The 26620-nt window shown below is 35.2% G+C and carries 24 protein-coding genes; 20 read left to right on the forward strand and 4 right to left on the reverse strand.

Going from position 1 to position 26620, the window contains the following annotated elements; all coding sequences use genetic code 11:
- Positions 1–128 precede the first annotated feature (128 nt).
- From fliK to CIGN_RS08285, 7 genes are all read left to right on the forward strand, one after another.
- Positions 129–1700, forward strand: a complete 1572-nt coding sequence (gene fliK, locus CIGN_RS01085) for a flagellar hook-length control protein FliK (protein ID WP_086302004.1) — start codon at positions 129–131, stop codon at positions 1698–1700.
- Between the two features lie 56 nt (positions 1701–1756).
- Positions 1757–2605, forward strand: a complete 849-nt coding sequence (locus CIGN_RS01090) for a flagellar basal body rod modification protein (RefSeq protein WP_086226041.1) — start codon at positions 1757–1759, stop codon at positions 2603–2605.
- Positions 2602–4242, forward strand: a complete 1641-nt coding sequence (locus tag CIGN_RS01095; protein ID WP_086302005.1) for a flagellar hook-basal body complex protein — start codon at positions 2602–2604, stop codon at positions 4240–4242. The genes CIGN_RS01090 and CIGN_RS01095 overlap by 4 nt, the downstream gene beginning before the upstream one ends.
- A gap of 265 nt (positions 4243–4507) precedes the next feature.
- Positions 4508–4897 carry an LbetaH domain-containing protein gene (locus CIGN_RS01100; protein ID WP_086302006.1) on the forward strand — a complete coding sequence of 130 codons (390 nt, stop codon included), beginning with the start codon at positions 4508–4510 and terminating at the stop codon, positions 4895–4897.
- Positions 4882–5016, forward strand: coding sequence for a DUF8374 domain-containing protein (locus tag CIGN_RS08550; RefSeq protein WP_491844266.1), 135 nt, complete (start codon positions 4882–4884; stop codon positions 5014–5016). Before CIGN_RS01100 ends, CIGN_RS08550 begins: the two co-directional genes overlap by 16 nt.
- A gap of 100 nt (positions 5017–5116) precedes the next feature.
- Positions 5117–5446: an MGMT family protein gene (locus CIGN_RS01105; protein WP_143297679.1), complete on the forward strand. Its 330-nt coding sequence runs from the start codon at positions 5117–5119 to the stop codon at positions 5444–5446.
- 121 nt (positions 5447–5567) lie between these two features.
- Positions 5568–7154 (forward strand): DUF8374 domain-containing protein, encoded by a 1587-nt coding sequence (locus tag CIGN_RS08285; RefSeq protein ID WP_236844766.1) that lies wholly within the window; start codon positions 5568–5570, stop codon positions 7152–7154.
- A 95-nt stretch (positions 7155–7249) separates the two neighbouring features.
- Here the strand turns inward: CIGN_RS08285 and ilvD are convergent, their stop codons facing one another.
- Genes ilvD through pyrG form a run of 4 tightly spaced genes read right to left on the reverse strand, consistent with a single transcriptional unit; the run spans position 7250 to position 13318 of the window.
- Positions 7250–8923, reverse strand: coding sequence for a dihydroxy-acid dehydratase (gene ilvD / locus CIGN_RS01115; RefSeq protein ID WP_086302008.1), 1674 nt, complete (start codon positions 8921–8923; stop codon positions 7250–7252).
- A gap of 9 nt (positions 8924–8932) precedes the next feature.
- Positions 8933–10108: a Na+/H+ antiporter NhaA gene (gene nhaA, locus CIGN_RS01120; RefSeq protein WP_086302009.1), complete on the reverse strand. Its 1176-nt coding sequence runs from the start codon at positions 10106–10108 to the stop codon at positions 8933–8935.
- On the reverse strand, positions 10105–11691 hold the full coding sequence (gene recJ / locus CIGN_RS01125; protein ID WP_086241438.1) for a single-stranded-DNA-specific exonuclease RecJ: 1587 nt from the start codon (positions 11689–11691) through the stop codon (positions 10105–10107). Before recJ ends, nhaA begins: the two co-directional genes overlap by 4 nt.
- Positions 11681–13318 carry a CTP synthase gene (pyrG, locus tag CIGN_RS01130; protein ID WP_086302010.1) on the reverse strand — a complete coding sequence of 546 codons (1638 nt, stop codon included), beginning with the start codon at positions 13316–13318 and terminating at the stop codon, positions 11681–11683. Before pyrG ends, recJ begins: the two co-directional genes overlap by 11 nt.
- A gap of 134 nt (positions 13319–13452) precedes the next feature.
- Here pyrG and CIGN_RS01135 point away from each other — a divergent pair, with 134 nt between their 5' ends.
- The 13 genes from CIGN_RS01135 to CIGN_RS01195 all read left to right on the forward strand — a co-directional run bounded on the left by CIGN_RS01135 (position 13453) and on the right by CIGN_RS01195 (position 26596).
- Positions 13453–17379 (forward strand): S8 family serine peptidase, encoded by a 3927-nt coding sequence (locus CIGN_RS01135; RefSeq protein ID WP_086302011.1) that lies wholly within the window; start codon positions 13453–13455, stop codon positions 17377–17379.
- An 86-nt stretch (positions 17380–17465) separates the two neighbouring features.
- A complete protein-coding gene (locus CIGN_RS01140) occupies positions 17466–18605 on the forward strand; it encodes an ABC transporter substrate-binding protein (RefSeq protein ID WP_236844767.1) in 1140 nt (379 codons plus the stop codon).
- Positions 18602–19603: a FecCD family ABC transporter permease gene (locus tag CIGN_RS01145; protein WP_086282721.1), complete on the forward strand. Its 1002-nt coding sequence runs from the start codon at positions 18602–18604 to the stop codon at positions 19601–19603. Before CIGN_RS01140 ends, CIGN_RS01145 begins: the two co-directional genes overlap by 4 nt.
- A complete protein-coding gene (locus CIGN_RS01150) occupies positions 19584–20363 on the forward strand; it encodes an ABC transporter ATP-binding protein (RefSeq protein ID WP_236844768.1) in 780 nt (259 codons plus the stop codon). Before CIGN_RS01145 ends, CIGN_RS01150 begins: the two co-directional genes overlap by 20 nt.
- A gap of 13 nt (positions 20364–20376) precedes the next feature.
- Entirely contained in the window at positions 20377–20922 is a 546-nt protein-coding gene (locus CIGN_RS01155) for a DJ-1 family glyoxalase III (RefSeq protein WP_086282722.1), read from the forward strand.
- 120 nt (positions 20923–21042) lie between these two features.
- Positions 21043–21888, forward strand: coding sequence for a polyphosphate kinase 2 (gene ppk2, locus CIGN_RS01160; RefSeq protein WP_181892510.1), 846 nt, complete (start codon positions 21043–21045; stop codon positions 21886–21888).
- A 45-nt stretch (positions 21889–21933) separates the two neighbouring features.
- A complete protein-coding gene (locus CIGN_RS01165) occupies positions 21934–22410 on the forward strand; it encodes a 3-isopropylmalate dehydratase small subunit (protein WP_086302012.1) in 477 nt (158 codons plus the stop codon).
- An 8-nt stretch (positions 22411–22418) separates the two neighbouring features.
- Positions 22419–23489, forward strand: coding sequence for a 3-isopropylmalate dehydrogenase (leuB, locus tag CIGN_RS01170; RefSeq protein ID WP_086224920.1), 1071 nt, complete (start codon positions 22419–22421; stop codon positions 23487–23489).
- Positions 23486–23737, forward strand: a complete 252-nt coding sequence (locus CIGN_RS01175; protein WP_086224919.1) for a hypothetical protein — start codon at positions 23486–23488, stop codon at positions 23735–23737. The genes leuB and CIGN_RS01175 overlap by 4 nt, the downstream gene beginning before the upstream one ends.
- Positions 23734–24270: a CiaD-like domain-containing protein gene (locus tag CIGN_RS01180; RefSeq protein WP_086228332.1), complete on the forward strand. Its 537-nt coding sequence runs from the start codon at positions 23734–23736 to the stop codon at positions 24268–24270. The genes CIGN_RS01175 and CIGN_RS01180 overlap by 4 nt, the downstream gene beginning before the upstream one ends.
- On the forward strand, positions 24230–25324 hold the full coding sequence (locus tag CIGN_RS01185) for a tRNA nucleotidyltransferase/poly(A) polymerase family protein (RefSeq protein WP_086302013.1): 1095 nt from the start codon (positions 24230–24232) through the stop codon (positions 25322–25324). Before CIGN_RS01180 ends, CIGN_RS01185 begins: the two co-directional genes overlap by 41 nt.
- Positions 25311–26156, forward strand: a complete 846-nt coding sequence (locus tag CIGN_RS01190; protein ID WP_086302014.1) for a Ppx/GppA phosphatase family protein — start codon at positions 25311–25313, stop codon at positions 26154–26156. The genes CIGN_RS01185 and CIGN_RS01190 overlap by 14 nt, the downstream gene beginning before the upstream one ends.
- The gene (locus tag CIGN_RS01195) at positions 26153–26596 is read left to right on the forward strand and encodes a GatB/YqeY domain-containing protein (protein WP_086302015.1); all 444 of its coding nucleotides are present in this window, start codon (positions 26153–26155) and stop codon (positions 26594–26596) included. The genes CIGN_RS01190 and CIGN_RS01195 overlap by 4 nt, the downstream gene beginning before the upstream one ends.
- Positions 26597–26620 lie beyond the last annotated feature (24 nt).

A 26620-nucleotide genomic window follows, 5' to 3' on the forward strand; every position in this document is an offset into this window, starting at 1 on the left:
AAATTTTTAGGGGCGATTATATCTAAAAGTTGCTAAATTTGCTTTGAATTTAATAAAGATAATATAAAGCCTAAAATTTGGAATAGAATTTGCTATATAAGGCCAAAATTCTTAAACTAGGATAGCAAATGCAAGGTTTAAACGAAGCGCTATTAAGCTCAAGTAATTCCACTCAAGTCCAAAGCAAACCTGTTAAAACTGAACAAAATGAAGGCAATGATAGCTTTTATAAAATGATTGAAAATAGCGTAAAAGAGTATGAAGATTCTAAAGCTTCACAAAACTCTCAAGAAAATAATCAATCAAAATCGCAAGAACAAAGCACCAATCAAACCACACAAGGCTCTAGTACAAACTCTAGCGATAAAACTGCTCAAAACTCTAATCAAACAAATAGCGCTAAAACCGATAGCTCACAAAGCGATAAAATGGTTCAAAATAGCACTTCAAATTCAGCCCAAAGTAGTCAAAATACAGATGAGATTATGCTAGAAAATGCTGATTTTATAACGCTTTTAAGCCTTTTAGAAGCTAGTGATGGTAGCACTAAAACAGGCGCTAATCTGCTAAGTTCAAGCTTAAATAAATTCTTAGCTACTGAACAAAATATCAAAGAGCTAAAAGGGGCTAAAAATCTGCAAGAATTGCTAAATTTAAGTGAAAAATTTGGCCTAGGTCTAAGCAAAATAAAAATCTCAAAAGATGGTCTTGAAGCACTAAAAAATGAGTTTAAAAACCTAAATGCTAAAGGGTTTTTTAATCAAATTACAGCACTAAATCAAGCTATTGATTTAAATGTAATTACTAAAAAAGATATAGAAAAGGCACTTCAAAAAACACAAAAAGATGATAAAAGTGTCTTAAGCAAACTAATGCAAGGTCAAAGTGTAGAACTAAGCGATGATATAAATTCAGTCAAAAAGCTACATCCAGAAGCTAAAATCGATACTCAAAAAATCACCCAAAAGCTTGCTCAAACTGCTGAGCAAAAGCTAAATCAACCTTTTGAGCTAAATAAAGAGATTAAAGATACTAAAACTACTACAACAACTACACCAAATGCTACAAAATCTCAAAGCATATCTAGCATTGATGATTATTTAGCAAATATTATGCAACGAGCAATGAAAGAAAGTAGCGAACAAAGTGCCAAAGCGGCTATGGCAGCTACTACTGATTTAGCTAGTAGCAGTGTAGAGACAAGTTTAAGTGAACAAACCACTCAGGGCATAGAGCCAACTAGCCAAACAAATTCTCAGGTAAAAGATATTGTAAATAGTGCTAAATTAAATGCTAAAGAGTTAAATTTAAGACAGGTTTTTGATAATTTTACAACTCAGCTTCAAGAAAAAATTAGCGAATACAAGCCGCCAATTACAAGATTTCACCTAACGCTAAATCCAGGAAATTTAGGCGAAGTCGAGATTACTCTAATTAATCGTGGCTCAAATTTGCATATAAATTTTAACTCCAACAATCAAACTATGCAGCTATTTATGCAAAACCAGGCTGAATTTAGAACCAGCCTTGTAAATATGGGTTTTAGTGAGTTATCAATGAGCTTTAATGATAATGCTAATAAAGAACAAAGCCAAGGTCAAAATAAAAAGGCAAAATTTGTTAGTGAAGATAGCGAGCTAACAGAAATAGCTCAAAATGAAGAGAGTGTTTTAGAAGTAATACTACCAAAGTATTTCTAAATTTGGAATGCAAATTGCTTTAAAGTAAAAATGTAAGAAAAAATTAGGAGAGCATCATGGCAACATCTATTAATCAAACACCGCAATTTACCACTGATATCTGGGCTGCGAATGAGGCTGCACAAAAGGCTAGCAATGTAACAGGTGGAGTAAATCCAAATTCGCAATTAGATAAAGATGCTTTCTTGAAGCTTTTATTAGTTGAGTTGCAACACCAAGACCCAACCGAGCCGATGGATAGCGCAAAAATGCTAGAACAAACCAGTCAGCTAGCTACAGTTGAAATGCAAGAAAAAACCAACCAAGTTATGAGCCAATTAAGCGCGCAGATGCAAGCAAGTGCTTCACTAAATGCTATGAGTGCATTAGGCAAGATGGCAAATCTAGCTAACTCAGTAGCCAAAGATACGCCATCATCTCAGGTTGATTTTAGTCTATTCTTCCCAGTTGATGCAGTTAGCGGAACAATTGAGATATATGACTCAGTAGGTAATGTCGTTCGTAATGTCAGCATAAGTGATATTAAATCTGGTGTAAATCAATTTAGATGGGATGGTTTAAGCAATAGCGGAGAACCAACACTTCCAGGTGAATATTTAGTAAAAGCTAAATATATAGATGCTAATGGCGGCAATAGAGAGACTGTTTTAGGTCAGTATCCAGTCGAAGCTGTTAAATTTGAAAAAGGCGTAGCATATATCAAAGTTGCTGGTGAGTTTGTAGCGATGGATCAAGTTAGAGAATTTACTGAATCAATTGTACATAATACAGTAAATTCAAATCAAACTAATTCAAGCAATAAAGAAGAAGAATCAGAAGATGAAGATCTAAGTGATAAACCACAAGATGCTAAAGATAAATTAGCTAAAGATGAGAGTCAAAAAGATGAGGTAGTTAAGTCATGATGATAGGATTTTATAATGGCGTAAGTGGTGTAAAGACTGCTGAATTTGGTCATAGTACTATTGGAAATGATATCTCAAATATTAATACAGTTGGCTATAAAAGATCTACAGCAGAGTTTAAAAGTCTATTTTATAGTACTTTAGCAAGTGCATCTAGCTCGCCGGTAAATTCGCAAATCGGACTAGGCTCGACCAAGATGGCTACATCTTTGAATTTCACTCAAGGGAACCTTCAACCTACTGATAATGTTTTTGATATGGCAATTGATGGCGATGGATTTTTTGGGTTAATGGGTGCTAATGGCGAGCAGTATTTTACTAGAAATGGTGAATTTACCAAAGATAGCGATGGAAATTTAGTAAATAGAAGCGGTATGTATCTACTAGGTACAGTCGCTCCGCTAAGTAGCGCAACATTAGGAGAGAGTGCATTAAATAAACTAGGAGTAACAGGTGGAAATGTTGAGGCTTATAGTATCCCAATTGGCGATAGTATTAAGCTAGGTAGCGTAGACTCTCAAGGTAAAATTCAGCTCCCAGATATACTATATACACCATCGTCGCCAACAACACAGGTAAGCTACTCAGGCTATTTAAATTCAACTATTTATACTGAGCCTCGTAGTGTAGAGCTTACTAGTGAGAGTTTTGCAGTTGAAGCTAATAAAGATACTAATAAAATCACTATTACTGGCGATTTAAATTTAACTCCAGAGATCCATCATCCAAATAAAGCTAATAACGAGGTAATGATCACTATCACAGATGCAAAAGGTCAAAGTGTACAAATAAAAGCCTCAACTCAAGCTGATGGAAAATTTTCAGCTGAATTTGACAATAGCAATGCAACGACCAAGTTAGATTTAAATGGTGAACTAACCTACTTAGCTAGTGCAATGGTAAAACAAGAAGTAGCTACTCCGCAGACATTTACTACTGATATTTGGGCGCCAAACGGGGATAAAAATATTTTAAAACTTGAATTTACTAAGCAAGTTCCGCAAGGTCAGCAAATCGCATTTGATGCTGTTGTAAGCGTGATTGGCCCAGATGGAAATATTATCAGTGCTACACAAGGCGAGCTAAGATATAATCAAAAAGGTGCATTAGTTAGTAATACTTTAGGCGCTATTAATAATGGTGGGGCAAATTTAGAACTATCACTAGGAACACCATATAATCCAGCAGTGCCAAATACAGGCTTTGATGGATTAAAGCCAGCTGAGCAAATTAGCGCTGAATTAAGCGTTTCAAAAAATGGCAGATCTGAAGGTTTGCTAACTGAATATACAATGAGTGATAGCGGGGATATTTTGGCCGTTTTTGATAATGGCGATATGGCAACAGTAGCAAAGGTTGCCCTATATCACTTCCAAAACAATCAAGGCCTAAACAAAGCTAGCGAAAATACTTATCAAGCTAGTGCAAATTCAGGTGAGCCAATATTTTATACTAATGCTAATGGCGAAGTGATTTATGGGGCAACGATTCGTAATCATATGCTAGAGATGAGTAATGTGGATTTAGGTGTATCGCTAACTGATATGATCGTGATGCAAAAGATGTTTGATGCTAGCTCAAAATCCATAACAACTGCTGATGAGATGATAAAAAATGCTATAAATTTGAAAAGATAAGAGCTTTGGCGGTTCTTTTATTTTAGAATTCTAAATTTATTTGGAATTCTAAATTTTCTAGAAATTTAAATTCATTTCAATCTCTAATTTCCTAAAACTTGAATTTATCTAAAATTTCAAATTTGCCAAAACACTAAATTTTTAAAATTCTAAGAGTATTTTTGGTCTTAAATTAACTGAAATTAATCTTAAATAAATTAATTAATCTATTTTTATAATTTCATTTTTTTTGATAACCTACCGCCAAAGTTTTGCGGGAGAGATTATGCGGATAAAGGTTAATAAATTTGTTAGAGAGTATTTAGAAGAGCTTAATGTATTAATAATTTATTCAAATGGCAAGATTTGTCGCTACAAAGATGATGAAATGATAAAAGTCCCAGATAGTGGCTTTATGGAAGAATACTCTACTATATATCAAGGTAATAACGCTTGTCAAATGGGGAGTTTTAGCTATTCAAATGCGATTATTCCAAGACTAGATATCAAAATGGGAAGGTATTGCTCTATTGCTGTTGGGTTAAATTTCATAGCAGGAAAGCACCCTTTGGATACTATCTCAACTTCATCTTTTATCTATGATCCAAATTTTTATATCTTTAAAGATGCTAGTATAGAGCGTATCAAAAAGTCCAAAATATCAAAAATCATCTAAGCTACAAACTAGGAAATGCTCTAATACAAGCACATAAACAATGGTATAAAGGCGGATATATCAAATTTATATTTGAAGCCATAAAAATCAAAAAAGAGCATAATAAAACTAAAATATAGCTTTAAATTAAATTAGTGAGATAAAAATTTAAGCTTTTTAAGTAGAATTTCCCTTGCGATAGCAAAACCTTAAATTATATTTAAGGATTATGAGGTGGTGATGAATTTTAATCAAGAAGTCTATAATTTGTTAAGATTGATACCAAAAGGCAAGGTGGTTACATACTCTCAGATTGCGCTGTGTTTGGGTAATGTGAAGTTGGCTAGGGCTGTTGGCAACGCTCTACACAATAATCCCAACCCAAAGCTATACCCTTGCCACAGGGTAGTAAATCGCAAAGGCGAATTATCTAAGGCATTTGCGTTTGGTGGGAGTGGTGCGCAGATGAAAATGCTAGTTGATGAGAATACCCAATTTGATAGATTTAATCGTGTTAGGCTCGATATTTGCGGGTTTGATATTGAGAAATTTATAAAGTCTCAAAACTAGATGAATTGTTATAATCTTAATTTATTATTAAATATTTCTATTAGTTTTAATTTCTAATTTCATTTTTTTTTTTTTTTGATAAACTGCCTGCTTTTGAAATTAAATTTTAAAAGTTGGCAAAATGAAAAATATCATACTTCTTGGCGGTAGCAACTCTGTGATGGTAAATGGGCTACAAAAAGGTCTTAGAGAGTATGCGAATGTGACAAATTTGGCTTTAGGTGGTACTACTTCTTTACAAAATTTATATGAATTAAAACGAGAAAAAAATCAAGAAGCTATTAAAAATGCTGATTTGATAGTAACTGAATCTGTGATTAACGAATTAGATAATCATAATATTATAGAAAACCTTTCTTTAGAGATAATATTTAAAAATTTACAATATTTATACGCAACTTTATATGAGCTTAAAAAGCCGGTTTGTATATTGATTTTACCTTATAGGACTAGAGATTATCAGATAATTATCAATATGCATAGATTTTTGGCTAATTATTTTGGGTTAAATATTATAGATATGCAAAGTTATTATGAAAAAAGCGAGATAATCCAGTTTGGTAATAAATTTGGCGGTCATCAGCTTGCGATAGTTAATCGATATGTCGGCAAAGAGATTGCTAAAAATATTGATTGCTTTAAAGCTTCAAATAAGAATTTAGATCTCAATCTACCTGAATTTAAGATATTAACCCCACAAGATATGAAAAGAGTTGGGAATTTTAAGATTTTTAATCCTAAAAATTCAATGTATGATGAGATTGTTTATAGGCTAGAGAGCGATAATTATTTGAGTTTTGAAGGGTATGAAGGGTATCAAATTATTGGGATGCATGGTTGGAATTTGGAAATCAATGGAGAGATAACAAAATTAAATTGGGCTCAAACAATATCGCATTGTGCTTCTATACATTTAAAAAATAAGGATAAGAATATTGTTAAGCCAACTTCAAAGCTTAATATATTTTGCGAAATACAAGCCGAGCCGATAATAGATAGTAGTTTGATAGTCAAATTTAATGATGAAAATTTAGCAAATAGTGAATCTTATATTAACGCTCGTCCAAATACCACAAATAGCGTATCTTTACCATACTTCGATTTAATCGCATTTTTCTTATGTAAGCCAAATTCAAAAATGAAATTATTTGATTTAAACCTTATCCCAAGTGATAAAGATATAGAGATTGATAGGGATATAGACCGCTCTTATCTGATGCCAAATATCGTATTTTTCAAAGATTCTATGGAGTTTATAGATGAGTATATCGGGCATTTATATCCTAATATCACAAAACACATTGATAGAGTCCTAAGCCCTCAAATCATAAATAGGCTTAAAGAGCAGTTAGCCACGCCATCGCAATCAGCTCAACCATCTCAACCAACTACGCCACAACCAACCCCGCAAGAGCAGATAAACTCACTCAAAGAAGAGATAAATAAAAAAGATAAGGCTATAAAAGAATTTAGCGATAGATTAAGTGCCCAAGAAGCTAGCCTAAAATCAACAAATGAAATTTTACGCAAAAGGGATATGGAGATCAAAAATTTAGAGATAACTAGCCAAAATATCAAAAACCATCTAAGCTACAAACTAGGAAATGCCCTTATAAAAGCTCATAAACAATGGTATAAAGGCGGATATATCAAATTTATATTTGAAGCCATAAAAATCAAAAAAGAGCATAATAAAACTAAAATATAGCTTTAAACCAAATTAGTTAAATTTTTTAAGCTTATATAAGTTGATATAAGCTTAAGATCAAATCTAAGATTTAGCCCCAAAAGGGCTAAATCATCTCACGCTTCTAAAATCGCCCCATTACTTGCATTGGTAACTAGCTTTTGGTATTGTCTTAGCCAGCGACTATCTACCTTTTTACCAGCGTATTTCCACTCTTTTTTTCTAGCGTTAATCTCATCATCGCTTAAGCGAACATTTATGCTGTATTTATCTACATCAATATCGATGATATCGCCATCTTTTAATAATCCTATCATACCGCCCTCAGCAGCTTCAGGGCTTACATGGCCGATACTTAGGCCTCTAGTGGCGCCGCTAAATCTCCCATCAGTAATTAAGGCTACATCAGCCCCAAGCCCACGCCCCATTATAAGGCTAGTTGGGCTTAGCATCTCTTGCATTCCAGGACCTCCTTTTGGCCCTTCGTATCTTAAAACAACCACATCGCCCTTTTTGACCTTGCCGCTACTAATGCCTTCTATGGCTTCATCTTGAGAGTTAAAGCAGATCGCTTTGCCGCTAAATTGTCTTGAACCAACTATTCCAGCAGTTTTTATCACGCAGCCTTGCTCGGCTAAATTGCCAAATAAAATAGCTAGTCCGCCTACTTTTGAGTAGGCGTTTGATACTGTGTGGATGATATTTTGATCCAAAATTTCAGCATTTTTGACCCTATCGCCTAAGCTCTCACCACTTATAGTAAGAGCGTCTAAATTTAGCAATTTATCATCGAATTTAGCTATCTCATTTATAACCGCACTTAGCCCACCAGCCTTGGCTATATCTTCCATGTGCACACTAGGTAGGCTTGGGGCGATTTTGGCTATATGCGGGACACTGCGACTAATGTCATTTAATTTTGCTATATCTAGTGGTGCGCCAGCTTCACGGCTGATAGCTAGCATATGTAAAATTGTATTTGAGCTACCACCCATTGCCATATCTACGACCATTGCGTTGCGGATGGATTTGGTATTTATGATATTTCTGATTTTATATCTCTCATCAAGGGCGATTTGGCAAATTCTTTTCGCAGCTTTTCTGATTAGCTCTTCACGCTCTTTGGTTAGAGCTAGGATAGTTCCATTGCCTTTTAACGCCACGCCCATCGCTTCACAAAGGGTATTCATAGAATTAGCTGTAAACATTCCAGAGCAACTACCGCCACCAGGACAAGCGTTACACTCTATATGTTTAAGCTCTTTTTCATCTATTTGCTTTGTCTCATACGCTCCAACAGCTTCAAAAGCTGAGTTTAAATCCAAGGCCTCACCCCTAAGCCCAACTCCAGCAGCCATTGGCCCACCGCTTATAAATATAGTTGGAACATTTACTCTTAAAGCCCCCATAAGCATTCCAGGGACGATTTTATCGCAGTTTGGCATACAAACTAGCGCATCAAGGCAGTGAGCATTCATCACGGTTTCAACTGAATTTGCTATTATCTCACGGCTTGGGAGAGAGTAGAGCATACCGCCATGCCCCATAGCGATACCATCATCTACGCCGATACAGTTAAACTCAAAAGGCACGCAGCCGTTTTTGCGAATTTCATCTTTTAGGATTTTAGAGTATTTATCTAAGAAAAAATGCCCTGGAATTATCTCTATAAAGCTATTTGCCACGCCTATAAAAGGCTTATCAAAATCCTCATCTCTTAGCCCAGTTGCCCTTAGTAGCGATCTATGCGGGGTTTTGGTATAGCCTTTTTTGATATTGTCACTTCTCATTTTATCTCCTTAATCTATATTCTTTTTTGGCTTACATAGTAAAAATAGATAGATATATCCTACCACTCCAGCGACAAAACTAGCCAGTAATATCGCTAATTTATCAGCGTGATAAAATACCGGGCTATCATTATAAGCCAAAGCGCCTACAAATAAACTCATTGTAAAGCCAATTCCAGTTAATATACAAACTCCATAAAATTGCAGCCAATTTGAACCTTCAGGAAGTTTAGCAAATCCAAGCTTGATAAAGATAAAGCTAAATAAAAATACGCCAAATTGCTTACCAAAAAATAGGCCAAAAAATATACCCATACCGACTGAATTTATAAGCTGTTTAGGATCAACTCCAGCTAGGCTAACTCCAGCATTGACAAAGGCAAAAATCGGCAAGATAAAGTAGCTTGTAACGCCGTGAAGATCCTTTTCAAGGTCTTTTAACATACTTGTGCCAGCACTATCTCTCATAGGGATGAAAAATGCGGCTAAAACTCCAGCTATGGTAGCATGGACACCACTTTTTAACACGCTAAACCAAAGGATTAAGGTAAATAGCAAAAATATCGATTTTTTATTTACTTTTAAGCGGTTTAGGATAAATAAAATAATTAAGCAAATAAATGAAATTCCAAGCGAAGTAGTAGATAGCTCAGTTGTATAAAATAGCGCTATAATCACAATCGCACAAAGATCATCTATAATAGCTAAGGTTAGCAAAAATATCTTTAAAGAGCTAGGCACTCTATTACCAAGAAGCATAAGCACCCCAAGAGCAAAGGCAATATCAGTAGCAGTAGGTATCGCCCATCCTCTTATAGCAAACTCATCACTATAATTAAACCCCCAAAATATAAGAGCAGGACAGATAACTCCGCCAAGGGCACCTATAATCGGTAGGGCTATTTGTCTAGGATTGGATAGCTCACCTTCTACAATTTCACGCTTTAATTCTAATCCCACAACAAAGAAAAATACCGCCATAAGGCCGTCATTTACCCATAAAATCAGCGGTTTAGCTAGGGTAAATTCTCTAAATCCGATGCTAAATTCAGATCTTAAAATCCCTTGATAGAAGTGGCTTAAAATGCCATTTTGAAACACCAAGGCCAAAATCGTAGCAATAATTAGCAAAACGCCGCTAAAGCTCTCATGCTTTACAAAGGTTTTGATAAAATTTAATTTCATTTTTGCTCCTGTCTTATAATCTCTTTTATTAGTAGTTGAGGGATGATTAACCCACGAAATGAATTTTTAGCAATTGTTACTAAGATATCAATACTCTCACCACTTTTTGGTAAGTAGTCAAAGTTAAAAAATATCGCTTCTAGTGTTTTGTTATCTTTTTGCAGTATGATTTTTAGGTGAGATTCCTCCTTGCCAATTTTCTTAGCTGATTTTACCATTGCGCCTTTTAGCTCAAAAAGAGGGCGTGGATTTTTCTGTCCATACGGCTCAAAAAATTCCAAAATCTCTATTAGCTCATAATCAATCGCTTCAGGGTTAATCTGTCCTAAAACCTCATCATTTGTGCTAAAATCATATAGTTCTTGCAAAAAGCAAGATTGATTTATTGCAGTTTTAAATTTGTTTAAATTAGCACTTTCTATCACTATTCCAGCAGCGCCTTTATGCCCGCCATATCCACATAGTAAAGACTCTTGAGAGGCAATTAGTGAAAGAATATCAAATTTACCAACACTCCTAGCGCTACCTTTGGCCTTATCTCCATCTATACTAAAGACAATTGCAGGTTTTTTATACTTTTTAGCCAAGCGACTTGCGACAATTCCGATAACTCCCTCGTGCCACTCATTACCCCATGTAACGATAATATCTTCATTTTCATCTATATCATTTTGGCTAGATTCAAAAAGCGCTTTTTCTTGAGCTTTGCGTGAGGCATTGAATTCGCAAATTTTATCTAGATATCCATTGGCTTCTTTTAAATTTCTAGAGCGTAAAAACTCATATGATATGGTTGCATCATCTATTCTGCCTGCTGAGTTTATTAGCGGAGCAATTAAAAAGCTAATATCATCAAATTCAAATTTTTCTTTATTATAGTAATTTTTTATCGCTTCAAAACAGGCTCTTTTGCTAGAGTTTATCCGTGCTAAACCTAAACGGACTAAAATTCTATTTAAATCTCTTAATTCCATCATATCTGCTATTATAGCTAGAGTTAAAAGATCAAGAAATTTGGCCATATCATAGTTTCTTAGTTCACATACCTCTTTTAGTGCGCCAATTAAATACCATGCTACTTGAGCGCCACAAATTTCGATATTTGGAAATGGGCAGTTAGCTTGCTTTGGATTGATTATTGCATATGCTTCTGGTAGTGTAGGAAGTGGCATATGGTGATCAGTGATGATTAAATCAATCCCTTTTGCTTTACAAATTTTAGCAGCTTCAATAGCGCTAATTCCATTATCTACTGTGATGATTAAAGTGGCATTTTCTAATTCGTTTATAATCTCTTCATTTAATCCGTAGCCATCTTTAAATCTATTTGGAATTTTGATAATAAAGTTAGCAGACATATCAGTTAAAAACTCAGCCATTATAGCTGTGCTTACGATTCCATCTACATCATAATCGCCTACTACTGCTATTAGCTCATCGTTTTGGATGGCTTCTTTGATTCTTTTGGCTGCCTTGAAAGTATCTTTTAACTCACAAGGCAGTGGAATTTCGGAGAGTTTAGTATGGATATCGTTACTAAAACGACTACTTAATAGCTCTTTGATTGCCTCTTTATCTAGCATTTTTATATTCTATTCCAGCTTTTATAAATCCTAGTATTGCAGGGTTTGGCTTGGTTAATCTAGATGTAAATTCTGGATGAAACTGAACGCCTAAGAAAAATGGATGATCTTTGATCTCTACAGCTTCTATAAGTCCATCACTCTCACCGCTTACTATTAGGCCGGCTTTTTCAAATTCGGCTCTATATTTTGGATTTGCTTCATATCTGTGGCGGTGACGCTCTTTGATCTTATTTGCATTATTATAGATTTTTGCTAGTAGTGAGCCTTTTAGCAAGTCGCACTCATATCCGCCAAGTCTCATAGTGCCACCAAGTGGGCTCGTGTGAGTTCTTAGCTGTTTATTTCCATTTGCATCAATAAAGCTATCTATTAGATATATAATAGGATTTTTGCAATTCTCATCAAATTCGATTGAGTTTGCATCTTCTAATTTTAGTACATTTTTAGCAAATTCTATCATGCTAAGTTGCATTCCAAGGCAGATTCCTAGATATGGGATTTTGTTTTCTCTAGCGAATTTGATAGCTTCTATTTTGCCACTTACGCCACGAGGCCCAAAGCCTCCAGCGACCAAGATAGCATCGCAATCTTTTAATGTTTCAGCAACATTATTAGAATCTATTTTTTCACTATCACACCATTGTATATTTACTTTTGTATCTAAATTGGCTCCAGCATGAATAATGCTTTCAGTTAAGCTTTTATAGCTCTCTTTTAAATCTATATATTTGCCCACAAATGCAAGATTAACCTCTGTGCTAGGAGCTATTACTCTTTTTACTAGATTATCCCAGTTTTGCATATTTGGCTTAGGATTTTTAAGATTTAAATTTTGAGCTATTGGCTCAAGGATATTTTGGTTTAAAAAGCTTAATGGGACTTGGTATATGCTTTGCATATCTGGGCTTTCTATGACTGCATTTCTTTCTATACCACAGCTTGCTGCTATTTTATCTTTTAGCTCTCTATTTAGTGGCATTTCAGTACGACAAATGATCATATCTGGGCTAATACCTATGCGTCTTAATTCGCCTACGCTGTGCTGAGTTGGCTTGGTTTTTAGCTCGCCAGCTACCTTGATATATGGCACTAAAGTAAGATGGATAAACATCCCATTTGACTTGCCTACTTCGCTTCTAAGCGCTCTAATAGCCTCTAAAAATGGAAGACCCTCGATATCGCCTACAGTTCCGCCTATTTCTACTATTAAAATATCATTGCCTTCACCAGCTTTTTTAATACGATCTACTATATCGCCTACGATATGTGGGATAACTTGTATAGTCTTTCCTAGGTAATCACCACGACGCTCACGCTCTATAACTGAGCTATAAACCTTACCAGTTGTAAAGTTATTATCTTGAGATAGATCCTCATCTAAAAATCTCTCATAATGCCCTAAATCTAGATCTGTCTCAGCGCCATCATCAGTGACAAAGACCTCGCCATGTTCAAGTGGGCTCATAGTTCCAGGATCGACATTTATATATGGATCTGCTTTTAGCATACTAACCTTATAGCCTACATTTTTAAGCAGTGTAGCAATGCTTGCTGCTGCGATACCTTTGCCTAAACTACTTAATACTCCACCTGTAACAAATATATATTTCGTCTCTTTACTCATAACTATTCCTTGATTAATTGGGCGATTATATCAAAATTATTTTTACTATCTTATTAAAGATTATAATTATTTTTTATATTTTTATAAAACAAATTATCATACAATAAATAATATAGAGTAATTAAGGAAAAGTTATGAAATCAATCAAATTATCACTTATTCTTCCTATATATCTGTTTGGTGTTACAGATTTTGAGCTTATTAATTATAATGATAACAGCGTAAGCGGTGATGGCGTATTTGTTGGGGTTATAGATAGTGCGATAAATAAAGATCACCCTAGCTTATCAGGGCAAATTCAAGATCAAATTTATTCTGGATATAAAGGCGGTGATTATACTCCAGATTTTTCAGTTGATACCCATGGTAGCCATGTAGCTGGGATTATACTAGCTAAGCCAAGTGATGGAGTAAGCGGAGTTGCTACAGATGCCAAGGCTTATGGCGTTCAGATAACTGGGCATAATACCGATGGTTCATCTAAATTTACAGCTCCAAATGTATATGAGTATTTCAAAGATAAGAATATAGCAGCTATTAATAATAGTTGGAATGCTACGGTATATCCGCTATCTGGATTAAATTCGCTTACTAGTTCATCGATTTCATTTCTAAAAAATGCTAATAATCCAAATGATTATATCCCGTTAATTCAAAGAGATTCAACTGCAAGTGATCTTATAAAATTATCTAAAGAGAAGCAAATTCTTAGTGTTTTTGCCTCTGGTAATGAGGGGATTATATCTCCTGGGATTATGGCTTTAGCTCCATATTATGATGAAGAGATCAGATCTATAATTGTAGTAACGGCTCTAGATAGCGCACAAGTTAGCAAGGATAGTGATGGTAAATTTATAGTAACTACAAAAAGAGATGATAATTATGATTATTTAAGCGCTCCTACTACATACTCTAATGGACTAAAGGGTGTTTATAATTTTGGTTTAACAGCACCTGGAACTGGTATTAAGAATGTAAATGCTAGTTATGGTACTACTGATATTTTAACAGGTAAGCTAGATAAGGATTTATATAGAGTCTCTAGCGGCACATCTATGGCAGCCCCTATGGTAACTGGCGCTGCTGCTTTAGTAGCTCAAAAATTTCCATTTATGAGTGGCAAACAAATAGCAGATACCTTGCTCTCTACTGCTAATAAAGATTATATAGGGCCTAAAATTATAGTAAAAGAGACGGTAACTGGAAAAACTCTTTGTGATGGTAATGTTCTTTGTTCTAGCTCAAAGAGATACACAATATTTTATGTAGATAGCAAAATTCCAAAAAACGAAGATGGTAGTGTAAATGAAAAAGCCGTTGAGAAGGATTTATTAAATTCTGGATATTTTGGTATAAATTGGAAATATGATCGTATGAGTGGTATGGCTGCCATTGATGATGAAGACTATCCATGGGTTCAAGAGGTTACGAAAGAGGATCTATTTGGTCAAGGAATTTTAGATATTGATAAGGCTTTAAAAGGTATAGGAATCTTAGATGCAAATAGATTAAGCGATGCAGATGTAAGAAGTGAATTTGGCGAAACTGCGGTATATTACGCGCTAGATACTAAGGGCAGTGATACTGAATTTGGCAATGATATAAGCCAAAGAAAATGGGAGGCTAATACTCATAACCCTGAAGCTAATAATCTACCTAAGAATTTAGATAATTTAAATGTAGGGCTTATCAAATCTGGGAGTGGAGTTTTAACTCTAAGTGGTGCTAATAGCTATGAGGGTGCTACTGTTATAAATGCTGGTGGTATAAGACTACTAAGCAAAGATAGTAAAACAGCACAAATAGCCGGAAGTGTCTATGTCAATAACGGCTCAATTCTAAGCGGTAATGGGGTTATTAAGCAAAATTTAACCAACGATAACTCAATCATTCGCCCTGGCAATGGAGATTTAAGCGATTTAATAGTAGATGGCACATATATGCAAAAAGGTCAAAACTCAAAGCTTATTTTGGACTTTGGCAATGATGATAACTCGCAATTAATTGCTAAAGATTATAGCATTAGTGGTGGAAATTTGGAGTATAATCCATTAGCACAGTATTACACAGTTAATAAAGAGATTAAAATTCAATTAGGTGGTTTGGCTACTCATATAGGTAATTTTGCTAATGTTGAGATAGCTAGTAATAATAGTATTAGTTTTGAGATTAAGCTTGATAGCGATAAAACTACGATAAATAAAGATCCAATCTCCATACCGCCAATCCATGAAACCGAGGTGCCATCTAATCCGCAAAACCCAACTCCACCATCTAGTGAGAATGTAACCCCACCGCAATCAGAACAACCAAATACACCATCACAACCAGTTGCCCCTAGTGAGCCAAATAATAATCAAAACAATAACCAACAAGCTCCTAATAACAACCAAAACAACCAACAAAATGGCAATCAGCAATCCCCTAGCAATAGCCAAAATAGTGGTTCTCAAAGCTCAAATAGCTCTCAAGGTGGCACAACTTCGCCAAGCAACCCACCATCTAGTGAGAATGTAACCCCACCGCAATCAGAACAACCAAATACACCATCACAACCAGTTGCCCCTAGTGAGCCAAATAATAATCAAAACAATAACCAACAAGCTCCTAATAACAACCAAAACAACCAACAAAATGGCAATCAGCAATCCCCTAGCAATAGCCAAAATAGTGGTTCTCAAAGCTCAAATAGCTCTCAAGGTGGCACAACTTCGCCAAGCAACCCACCATCTAGTGAGAATGTAACCCCACCGCAATCAGAACAACCAAATACACCATCACAACCAGTTGCCCCTAGTGAGCCAAATAATAATCAAAACAATAACCAACAAGCTCCTAATAACAACCAAAACAACCAACAAAATGGCAATCAGCAATCCCCTAGCAATAGCCAAAATAGCGGAAGCATAATAGTAACTCCTGTAGTTAAACCAAATGCTTACAATAGCAACTCTACTACGCTTAGTCAAACTATGAGAAATATCAGAAGTAATGTAAATTTAAGTAGTAAATATAATCAATTTTTCAATACCCTTGATAGTAGCGATTCTAATACATATCAAGAGACTATGAGCCGTATAGAGGGTAATTCTGTATTTGATTTAACATCAATTATTACGCAAAATCACACTAGTTTTTACCAAAACAATATGCTCTTTAGCATAAATCCAGTAAGTTCAACTCTATTTTCTTATAACTCAAATCCATACGATAGTGGAATTTTTGTCGCGTCTGTGGCTAGTGATTATGCTATAGATTTGGGATTTGATAGTTTAAAACCAAAAAATTATTGGTATATCAATCCAACTTATAAAAGATATAATGGCAATGGATTTGATGGATATCAAAGCGGCGTAAGTGTGAATTTAGCTCATAAATTAGATGATGGGATTATATCTTATGGAGTTGGGGCTAGTAAGTCTAGCTTGGATTTTGATATTGGTGCAACAGCTAAGAGTTCAAATTTTGATATAGCATTAAATTATACTCACGATTTTGAGAGCTTTAAGCTCCTTAGTGGCGGTTCGTTTATGGTTTCATTTAATGAAAATGAGCGTATAGTAGCTAATACCTTAAGTAGCGATTATAAGAGTTATAGCAGTAGCTTGCAACTTGGTGTAGCTAAGGATTTTAGGCATTATAGTATTGTTGTTACTCCGCTTGGATATTTAGGCTATGGTAAAATTTATCAAGAGAGCTTTAAAGAAAGCGGTGGTATATTTGCTAAAAATTACGATAGTATAAATCACGATTTATACACAGTTGGCTTGGGGTTAAATTTAGCCTATGAAGGTAGCGATGAAAAAAGTAGATATACAGGTTATATTATTTATGAAAGAATGCTAGATGGCTACAATATGGACGCTAGTGCTGAGTTTAATGATTTTAAGGGGCAAAAATTTAGTCAAAGATATCACTTAGATAAAAATAGGTTAAATCTTGGCGTTGGAGCTGAATACACCTTTAATAGTGGTTATTTTGCTAAATTTGGCATTGGTAGCGAGTTTGCTACAACTAGTGATAATTATAATCTCTCAGTTACATTTGGTAAAAGATTTTAATTAAAACCTACTTCATAAATTTAGGCTTTTTAGCCTAAATTTAATTATTAAAAGATATAATCTTACATTTATTTTAAGGAGTTTTTGTGAGATTTATTATTTTTTTTATGTTTTTAGCTAGCTATGCTTTTGGTATTAGTGTTACTGATATGCGTGGTAAAACCGTACAAATTCCATCAAATTTAAATAGAATAGCTACTATTAGCGATGGCTTTGTTGAGAGTGTTATGACTCACCTTGGTGAGATTCGCAGAGTTAGCGCAATTGCGTCTTGGTCGCTAAAGCGTGATTATAGATATAAGATTAAAGGCATAAACGAAGAGCTTGAATTTACTGGATTAAATACTATGAGAGCTATGCATCCATGGCTTGATGCTTTGCCATGCTTTAACTCACCTCAAGGCAATATTATCAACTATGAAACCCTAATGCAATCAGCCCCGCAACTTATTATAGTTCGAGTAGGGGATTGTACTATTGGTGGAGCAGATAAGGCGGCATTAGAAAAAACATTATCTATACTAGAAGCCTCCAAAATTCCTTTAGTTGTACTATACTCGCCTACATATACTAAAAATTTAGCTACGATAAAAGATGAAATGAGAATTATTGGTGAGATTTTTGGAAAGAGTGAGCAAACCTTAAAACTCTATGAGTATTTAGTTGGGATTGAGAATTTAATAAAATCTCGCACCCAAACTGCTACAAATCAGCCAAAAATGCTATATCTAGGCCTAAGTCTAGCAGCTAAGAAAAATGGCGCTAGTGGTATCACATATGGAATTGATACTCCAGAATCTCAGCTCTTAACTACTACTATAAATGCTCAAAACGCATTTAATTTGGCTAAAGGCTCTAGGATAATGATTAGTGCAGAACAGATATATGCGCTTGAACCTGATGTTATATTGCTACCTACATATAATGGCTATCATCCAACATTTGAACTTTATGAAAATGAGAGTTATGCTAATTTACGTGAGTTAAAGGCTGTGCGTCAAAAACGAGTATATTCACTTCCATGGACGCCGATGAACTGCTCAAGGCGTCTAGAATATCCTTTGGAGCTTTTAATAATTGCAAAAGCAGCGCATCCAGATAAATTTGCTGATATAAATATTGGTGAGTTTGCGCTAGAGTTTTACCAAAAATTATATGGGGTAGATATAGAGGCTGCTAAAATGCTTCGTTCAGCACAAATTTTGGATTGGACTGAGCAGTTTTGAGAGTTTTTTTAGTTGTAGTTTTGCTCTTTGTTTTATTAATTTGCGCATCAATTTTTGCCTTGCTGAGTGGAAATTTAGCTCTAAGCGTAGCCGATGTGATGGGCGTGATTGCTTATAAGCTTTTTGGAATAGGAGAGCTAAGTGCAACTGGAGAGATTGTGGTATGGAATCTTAGAGTGCCTAGGATTTTAATAGCGATTTTAGTAGGAGTTTCTTTGGCGTGTGCTGGAGCGATTTATCAAAGTATTTTTAGAAATCCTTTAGTTGAGCCATTTATCTTAGGGGCTAGTTCTGGGGCTAGCTTTGGGGCTAGTCTTGCGATTTTATTGCCAAGCATCTTTTTTTCACTTGAGCTTAGTGCTTTTACTTTTGGACTGTTGGCGGTATTTTTAGCCTATACTTTAGCTTTTGAAAGAGGTGTTACAAATAGTGTTGCACTTGTGCTTTCAGGGGTTATTGTGGGGGCGATTTTTAGCTCGCTTGTTGGAATTATGAAGTATTTAAGCGAGGATGCTCAATTAAGAGAGATTACATTTTGGATGATGGGTGGACTATATCACGCTAGTTGGGATGATATAGCTGTAAATGGACTATTTGGTATACCGTGTTTTATCATTGCTTTTGCTCTTTCGTGGAAGCTAAATTTGCTTAGCCTTGGCGATGAAGAGGCTAGATCACTAGGTGTAAATCCTCAAATTTATAAAGCTATTTTTATCGTTATAGCAACTTTGCTTAGTGCTTTAAGCGTAGCAAGTGTAGGGATTATAGCGTGGATTGGACTAATGATGCCGCATGCTGCTAGAATGCTAGTAGGTGCTGATAATAGAGTGATTTTACCTGTAGCTGGACTGATGGGAGCGATTTATTTGCTGCTTTGTGATACTTTATCTAGGACACTAAGCAGCGGAGAAATTCCTGTAGGGATTATTGTTTCGCTACTTGGGGCGCCGTTTTTACTATGGATTTTAAAGGTTAGAAGTGCAAAACTATTTGGATAAATTTGTAGTTGAAAATCTTAAATTTAGCTATGGAAACAACCAAATTTTGTGTGGAATTTCATTTGAGCTTGAGCGTGAGGATTTGCTTGGATTGATGGGATCAAATGGTAGCGGTAAAACCACATTGATACGTTCTCTTTTGGGATTTTTAAATGCTAGTTATTATGAGTATAAAATATTTGGAAGTGAGTTTAAAAGTCTTAAAATCAGTCAAATTTCAAGATTAATATCCTATGTTCCCCAAGCCCATAATCTACCATTTAATTACACTCTTTTTGATATGGTCTTAATGGGAAAAAGGCCGCATTTTGGCGGGGTTTTTGGTTTTAGTAAAGATGATATAAAAGCTGTAGAAAACGCTATGGATATTGTGGGAATTTTACCTTTAAAAGATAAGAGTTTTAGCTCTCTTAGTGGTGGACAAAAGCAGCTAGGATTAATAGCTAGGGCCATAGCCCAAGACTCGCCTATAATGATTTTAGATGAGCCAACTAGTGCGTTAGATTTTAATAATCAAATTTTGATTTGGAAAACTATGCACGCCTTAGCAAAAAATGGTAAAATTATAATAATTTGTAGCCATGAGCCAAATCATATATTTTGGTTTGCCTCTAAGGTTTTAGCTATTAAAGATGGAAAGGCTTTAGCATTTGGCAAAAGTGAGATAATAAATGAGATTTTATTAGAACAAATTTATGGAGCAAACTATAAAATTTGCTCCTTAGCAAATCAAAAAATAATATACTATTCAATCAATTAATAAAGGAGAAAAAATGGCAAAAGTAGCTGTGATGATGGCAAATGGTTTTGAAGAGATTGAAGCGCTTAGCGTGGTTGATATTTTACGCAGAGCTGGTGTAGAGACTAGTATGGTAGCACTTGATAACTCTTTAGAAGTAAGCGGTGCGCATGGCGTAAGCCTAAGAGCTGATGTATTATTTAATGAGTATGATTTTGCTAGTGCTGATATGATTGTTTTACCTGGAGGGCTTCCTGGAGCAGAGTATCTAGCCAAAAGTGATAAACTTGGTCAAAAATTAAAAGAAGCCAAAGCAAATAACAAGAAGTTAGCAGCTATTTGCGCAGCTCCTTGGGCGCTTAGCACTGCTGAGGTTTTAGGTGAGCATTATACTTGTTATCCAGGATTTGAAGATACAGTAAATCACGCTGGATATAGAGCTGATAAAAATGTCGTAATAGATGGAAACATCATCACCTCAAGAGGTCCAGCTACGGCTATGGAGTTTGCTTTAATGCTTGTTCGTGAGCTATGTGGCGAGCAAAAATATAGCGAACTAAAATCTGGGCTTTTAGCCTAATTTTTAGCTTAAAAAATATAGTTGCATTTTTGTCTTTTTATATTAAATTTGCTAAATTTTTGCTAAATTTAATATAAAAAATTATAGAATATTAAAATTTTTATCTACGGAGGTAATACATTGAGTAGCCAAGAAGATTTTGTAACCATTAAAGTCAAAAAATCAAAACTAAAATATGAAGAAGAGCTTAAAAAACTTCAGGTTGAATTTTTAAAATTTCAAACATATGTTAAAAAAGAGGGCTTAAAAGTCTTAATAATTTTTGAGGGTCGTGATGCTTCTGGTAAGGGCGGTACGATAAAAAGATTAATCGAACACGTAAACCCAAGGGGATGTCGTGTGGTTGCGCTTGAAAAACCAAGTGATGTTGAAAGAACTCAGTGGTATTTCCAACGCTATATCGATCATTTGCCAAGCGCTGGAGAGATTGTAATCTTTGATAGAAGCTGGTATAACAGAGCTGGAGTTGAGCCTGTTATGGGATTTTGTACGCAAGAGGAGCATAGGGAGTTTTTACGCCAAGTTCCTAAATTTGAAGAGATGATAGTAAGCTCAGGGATTATTTTATTTAAGTTTTATTTCTCAGTATCAAAAGATGAGCAAAAAAGACGCTTTAAAGAGCGTAACACTGACCCATTAAAACAGTATAAACTCTCACCAGTTGATGAAAAGAGTCAAGAATTATGGGATCAATATACAATTGCTAAATACTCAATGCTATTAGCTTCAAATACTCCATATGCGCCTTGGTCAATCATTGTAAGCAATGATAAGAAAAAGGCTAGAATAAATGTATTTAAGCATATTTTAAGTAATGTAAATTATGATAACAAAATTAGCCAAAAAGAGCTAAAAGTAGATAATGAAATTTATAGAAGCGGAAGCGCTGAAATCCAAAAAATGGAAGAAAATTTCAACAAAATGGAAGAAAATTTCAACCAAGAACACATTAAAGCTAGGGATTAAGGTTAATTTGTTATAATACAACCTAAAATTTTATCAAGGAAAAATATGTCAAAAGTATGGAAATTCGGTGATAATATTGACACAGATGTCATAATAGCAGCTAGATACCTAAATACTAGCGATCCAGAAATTTTAGCTAAGTATGTAATGGAAGATGCAGATAAAGATTTTAGCTCTAAGGTTAAAGCCGGCGATTGCATTGTAGCTGGTGAAAACTTTGGTTGTGGAAGTAGTCGTGAACACGCTCCAATAGCGATTAAAGCAGCTGGAATAAGTGTCGTAATCGCTAAATCATTTGCTAGGATTTTTTATAGAAATAGCTTTAATACAGGCCTATTGATACTTGAGTGCGCTCAAACTGATAGCATTAATGAAGGCGATGAATTAGAAATTGATTATAGTGGTGGAATTATTAAAAATTTAAGCCAAAATTGCGAGTATAAATTTGAACCAATTCCTGAATTTATGCAAGAACTAGTAAAGTCTGGCGGACTAATTAACTACGCTAAAAGCACTCTTTAAGGATATTTATGAAAAGTTATAATATTTGTGTAATAAAAGGCGATGGAATCGGCCCAGAGATCGCCGATGAGGCTATAAAAGTTCTTGATAGTGTGAGTGCTAAATTTAATTTTGAATTAAATTATGAGTACTATTTGATGGGAGGGGCAGCAATAGATGTCTTTGGTGAGCCTCTTCCTGATGAGACGTTAAATGGCGCTAGAAAGAGTGATGCGGTACTTTTTGGTGCGATTGGTGGCGAAAAATGGGATAATCTACCTAGACATCTTCGCCCAGAGAGTGGGCTATTAAAGCTTAGAAAATCACTAAACGCATATGCAAATTTGCGTCCAGCAATGATATATGATGAGCTTATTAACGCCTCAACATTAAAAGCTGAGGTTATAAAGGGTGTAGATATCTTAGTTGTTAGAGAGCTAACTGGTGGATTATACTTTGGTCAGCCTAGAGAAAAGCTCGAAGATAGAGCCTATAACACAATGACTTATACAGTTAGCGAGATTGAAAGAATTGCTAAAATTGCCTTTGAAGCAGCGATGAAAAGACGTAAAAAAGTTTGTATGGTAGATAAGGCAAATGTACTTGAAACTAGTCAATTATGGCGTGAAGTAACAGCAAAAGTAGCACAAAATTACCCAGATGTAACGCTTGAGTATATGTATGTAGATAATGCAGCTATGCAGCTTGTACGATATCCAACTGGATTTGATGTTATTTTGACTGAAAATTTATTTGGAGATATTTTAAGCGATGAGGCTAGTATGGTTTGTGGCTCTATTGGTCTTCTTCCAAGTGCTTCAATGGGTGGTGATGTAGGAATCTATGAGCCAATTCATGGAAGTGCTCCAGACATAGCTGGACAAGGTATTGCTAATCCTATAGCTATGATTCTTTCAGCTGCAATGATGTTAAGATATGCCTTAGGCGAAAATGAAGCAGCAAACTGCATAGAAAACGCTATAAAAGCTGTATTAAAAGATGGCTATAGAACCAAAGATATCGCTAAATTTGACGCAGTTGAGATCTGTACAACTAGTGAAATCGGCTCAATTATTAGTGACTATATCAAAAAACAATGAGAGGCACAATTACAGAGGCTCTGATTTACGAAAATCAAGGGCTAAGAGATGAGGCTCTAGAGGTTTATAAAAATATTTTAATGCGTGATCCAAACAATCAAGAAGCACGCTCAGCTATTAGACGGCTAAGTGGTCTAAAGCGCAAAAATGGCGAGACAAATGAACAGATGCTAGAGTTTTATCTAAATTTAAAAGAAAACGATGATGCTGGTATAAGAGAATTTAAAAGGTGGTTGATAAAGATATGAGATTAGAAGATATTGCCAAGCTTACTATTGATGAGGTAAATGCTCAACTACAAGGCACAAGCAGTGCTGTGGCTAAAAATGGCTTTATCGTTGAAGAAGCAAGCGATAATGATGAATCTAATGAGTTAAGGCGTGAGTTTGATTTTAATCAAGAACCTCGTCAAACTATGCAGCCCCAGTTTAAAGCTCAAACTATAGCGCAAAAAGAGGCTGCTAAGAAAAATGCTATGGAGATAAAGGAGATGCTAGCTTCTAGAGTCGCATCTATGGATACTTCAGAACCATTAAGATCAAGACCGCAGCCAAAGCCGCAACTCCAACCACAAGCCCAGACAAGGCCACAAGCACAAAAAAATCTTGGATCAAGCGAGATGTTATATCTACAAGGGCTAAAAGAGAGAATTGGCGTGCTATTTGAGGGGCTAAATAGCGCTGATAGTAGTAATAGGGAATTTAGGATGGATATGACGATTAAATTTTTGGAATTTATGCTTGCTAGTATCGACAATAGGCTATCAAATCTCTCAAAATAGCGATTTTGACGAACTTAAAAAATTACTTTTAAACCATACAAAACGAGCCTACTTAGTTGGCGGATCGGTGCGTGATGCTATACTAGGAATTGGCTCAAAAGATTATGATATTGAGATTTACGATATTACGCCAGATAAATTTGATGCCCTGATGCAAGAGTGCGGTGCTGTAGGTGTGGGTAAGAGCTATTTTGTCTATAAGTTAAAAAACTATGATCTAAGTCTGCCACGAACTGAATCTAAAAGCGGATATGGTCATAAGGGTTTTAGTGTAGAGTATTGCAATGATGAACGCATAGCTAGCGCACGCAGAGATTTTACAATAAATTCAATTATGGTAAATATATTTAGCGGTGAGGTATTGGATTTTTGGGGTGGCGTGAGTGATTTAATGGCTAAAAGATTAAGAGTTACTAACCCTAAAACTTTTAGCGATGATAGTTTACGAGTACTTCGTGGAGTTCAGTTTGCTGCTAGATTTGATTTGGTTTGTAATAGCGATAGTCTTAAGATTATGCAAAAAATAGATATAAGCGATTTAAGTGCTAACCGCATATATTTAGAGCTTGAAAAGTTTTTTATAGCTAAATTTAAAAGACGTGCAATGGAGTTACTTAGTGAGCTTGGGCTAGATTTAAAGCTTTTTGGCGTGGAGTTTGATGAGCGATTTATACAACAAATTTCAAATAAAATTCACACTCACAAGGCTTCATTTTTATACCATTTAATTAACTATTATGCTATTGATGGCAAATCTCTTATATCTAGACTTGCTTTGCCAAATTGCTATTCTATATCTTATAAACAGCCATTTTTAAGGCGAGTAAGTAAATTTGAACTACTTAAAATCGCCCTTGATATGCCGCTTTATCAGTGGCTTGGGCTTGATAGCAAGGCTAGAATTAAGATGGCAAAGGATTTGGGAATTTATGATTTTAAATTTTCACCGCATATTGATACTACTATTATCAAGACAACTGGCAAGGCGTATGGTGATGAGCTAAAAAGGCTTAAAATAGAGGCTATAAAGGATTATTTAAATGATTGCAATTGATCTTGGAAGCAACACGATTAGAGCCTGTAAAATGCGTAGATTGGGTAGTGGGAATTTTGAGTGTGAGTATAGCTTTGAGCGGATAGTTGGTTCAGCTCGTGGGCTAAGCCATACTGGATTAGCCATAGATGCTATGGAGCGCATTAGAACAGCAGTGGCTCAGCTTTGTACTGAGGCGTCATTTAGCTCTAGTATAGCAGTAGCGACTGAGGCTTTTAGACAAGCGTCAAATTCTAGCGAATTTTTTAGGGATATTAGAGCTGAATTTGGTATTGAATTTAATATTATTAGTGGTGAAGTTGAAGCATATTTAACTCGTTTAGGTGTAGAAAATCGTGCTAAAATTTTAAATCTTGATCTAAAAGATTCTCTTTTAATCGATCTTGGTGGAGCTAGTACAGAGATTAGTTTTGGCGAGATAAGTCGTAGTTTTAGCTTTGGGATTATCACAGCTCTTGAGAGTAATAAGAGGGCTGAGATATCAATGGCTATAGAGTTTATTAAGCAGTTTAAATTTAACAATATTATTTTAACTTCTGGCGTACCTACAACAGTTGCAGCGCTTAAGCAAGGGTTAAATTATACTAATTATAGAGCAGATTTGATAAATGGAGTGCAGATTAAAAATACAGATTTAAACTGGGCGGCAAATTTGCTAAAAACTACACCAAATAAAGATGAGCTAGTAGGTAAAAATCGTGCCGATTTGATTGTTAAAGGGTGTGAGATTTTATCAAATTTAGTAGGGTTTAACCCGTGTATAGTGATTGATGATGGTTTGCGAGAGGGTCTTTTTATAACAAAAAAATTAAATTTAAAGGAGATAAAATGAGCGTAAAAGCACAAATTTTAAATGATATAAAAGCAGCGATGAAAGCTGGAAATAGTTTTGAGAGAGATACCTTGCGTATGATAAACTCGGCATTTAAGCAGATTGAAGTTGATGAGAGAGTGGAGCTAGATGATGCTAGAATCTTTACAATTTTACAAAGCGAGATTAAGCGTCGCAATGACTCAGCCACGCAGTATAAAAACGGCGGTAGAGATGATTTAGCACAAAAGGAGCTTGGCGAGATAGAGATAATCTCTAGATATCTACCAAAACAGCTTAGCGATGATGAATTGAAGGCGAAAATATCAGAGCTGATAGCGCAAAATAGCTTAAATGGGATTAAGGATTTAGGTGCATTGATGAAGTTAGCCAAAGAGACTATCGGCTCTGCTTGCGATGGTAAGCGTATGAGCGAAGCGGCTAAAAAGGCACTTTCATAATTTAAATTTGCCCCATTTAGGGGC

The sequence above is a fragment of the Campylobacter devanensis genome, assembly GCF_002139915.1.
Classification (GTDB): Bacteria; Campylobacterota; Campylobacteria; order Campylobacterales; family Campylobacteraceae; genus Campylobacter; species Campylobacter devanensis.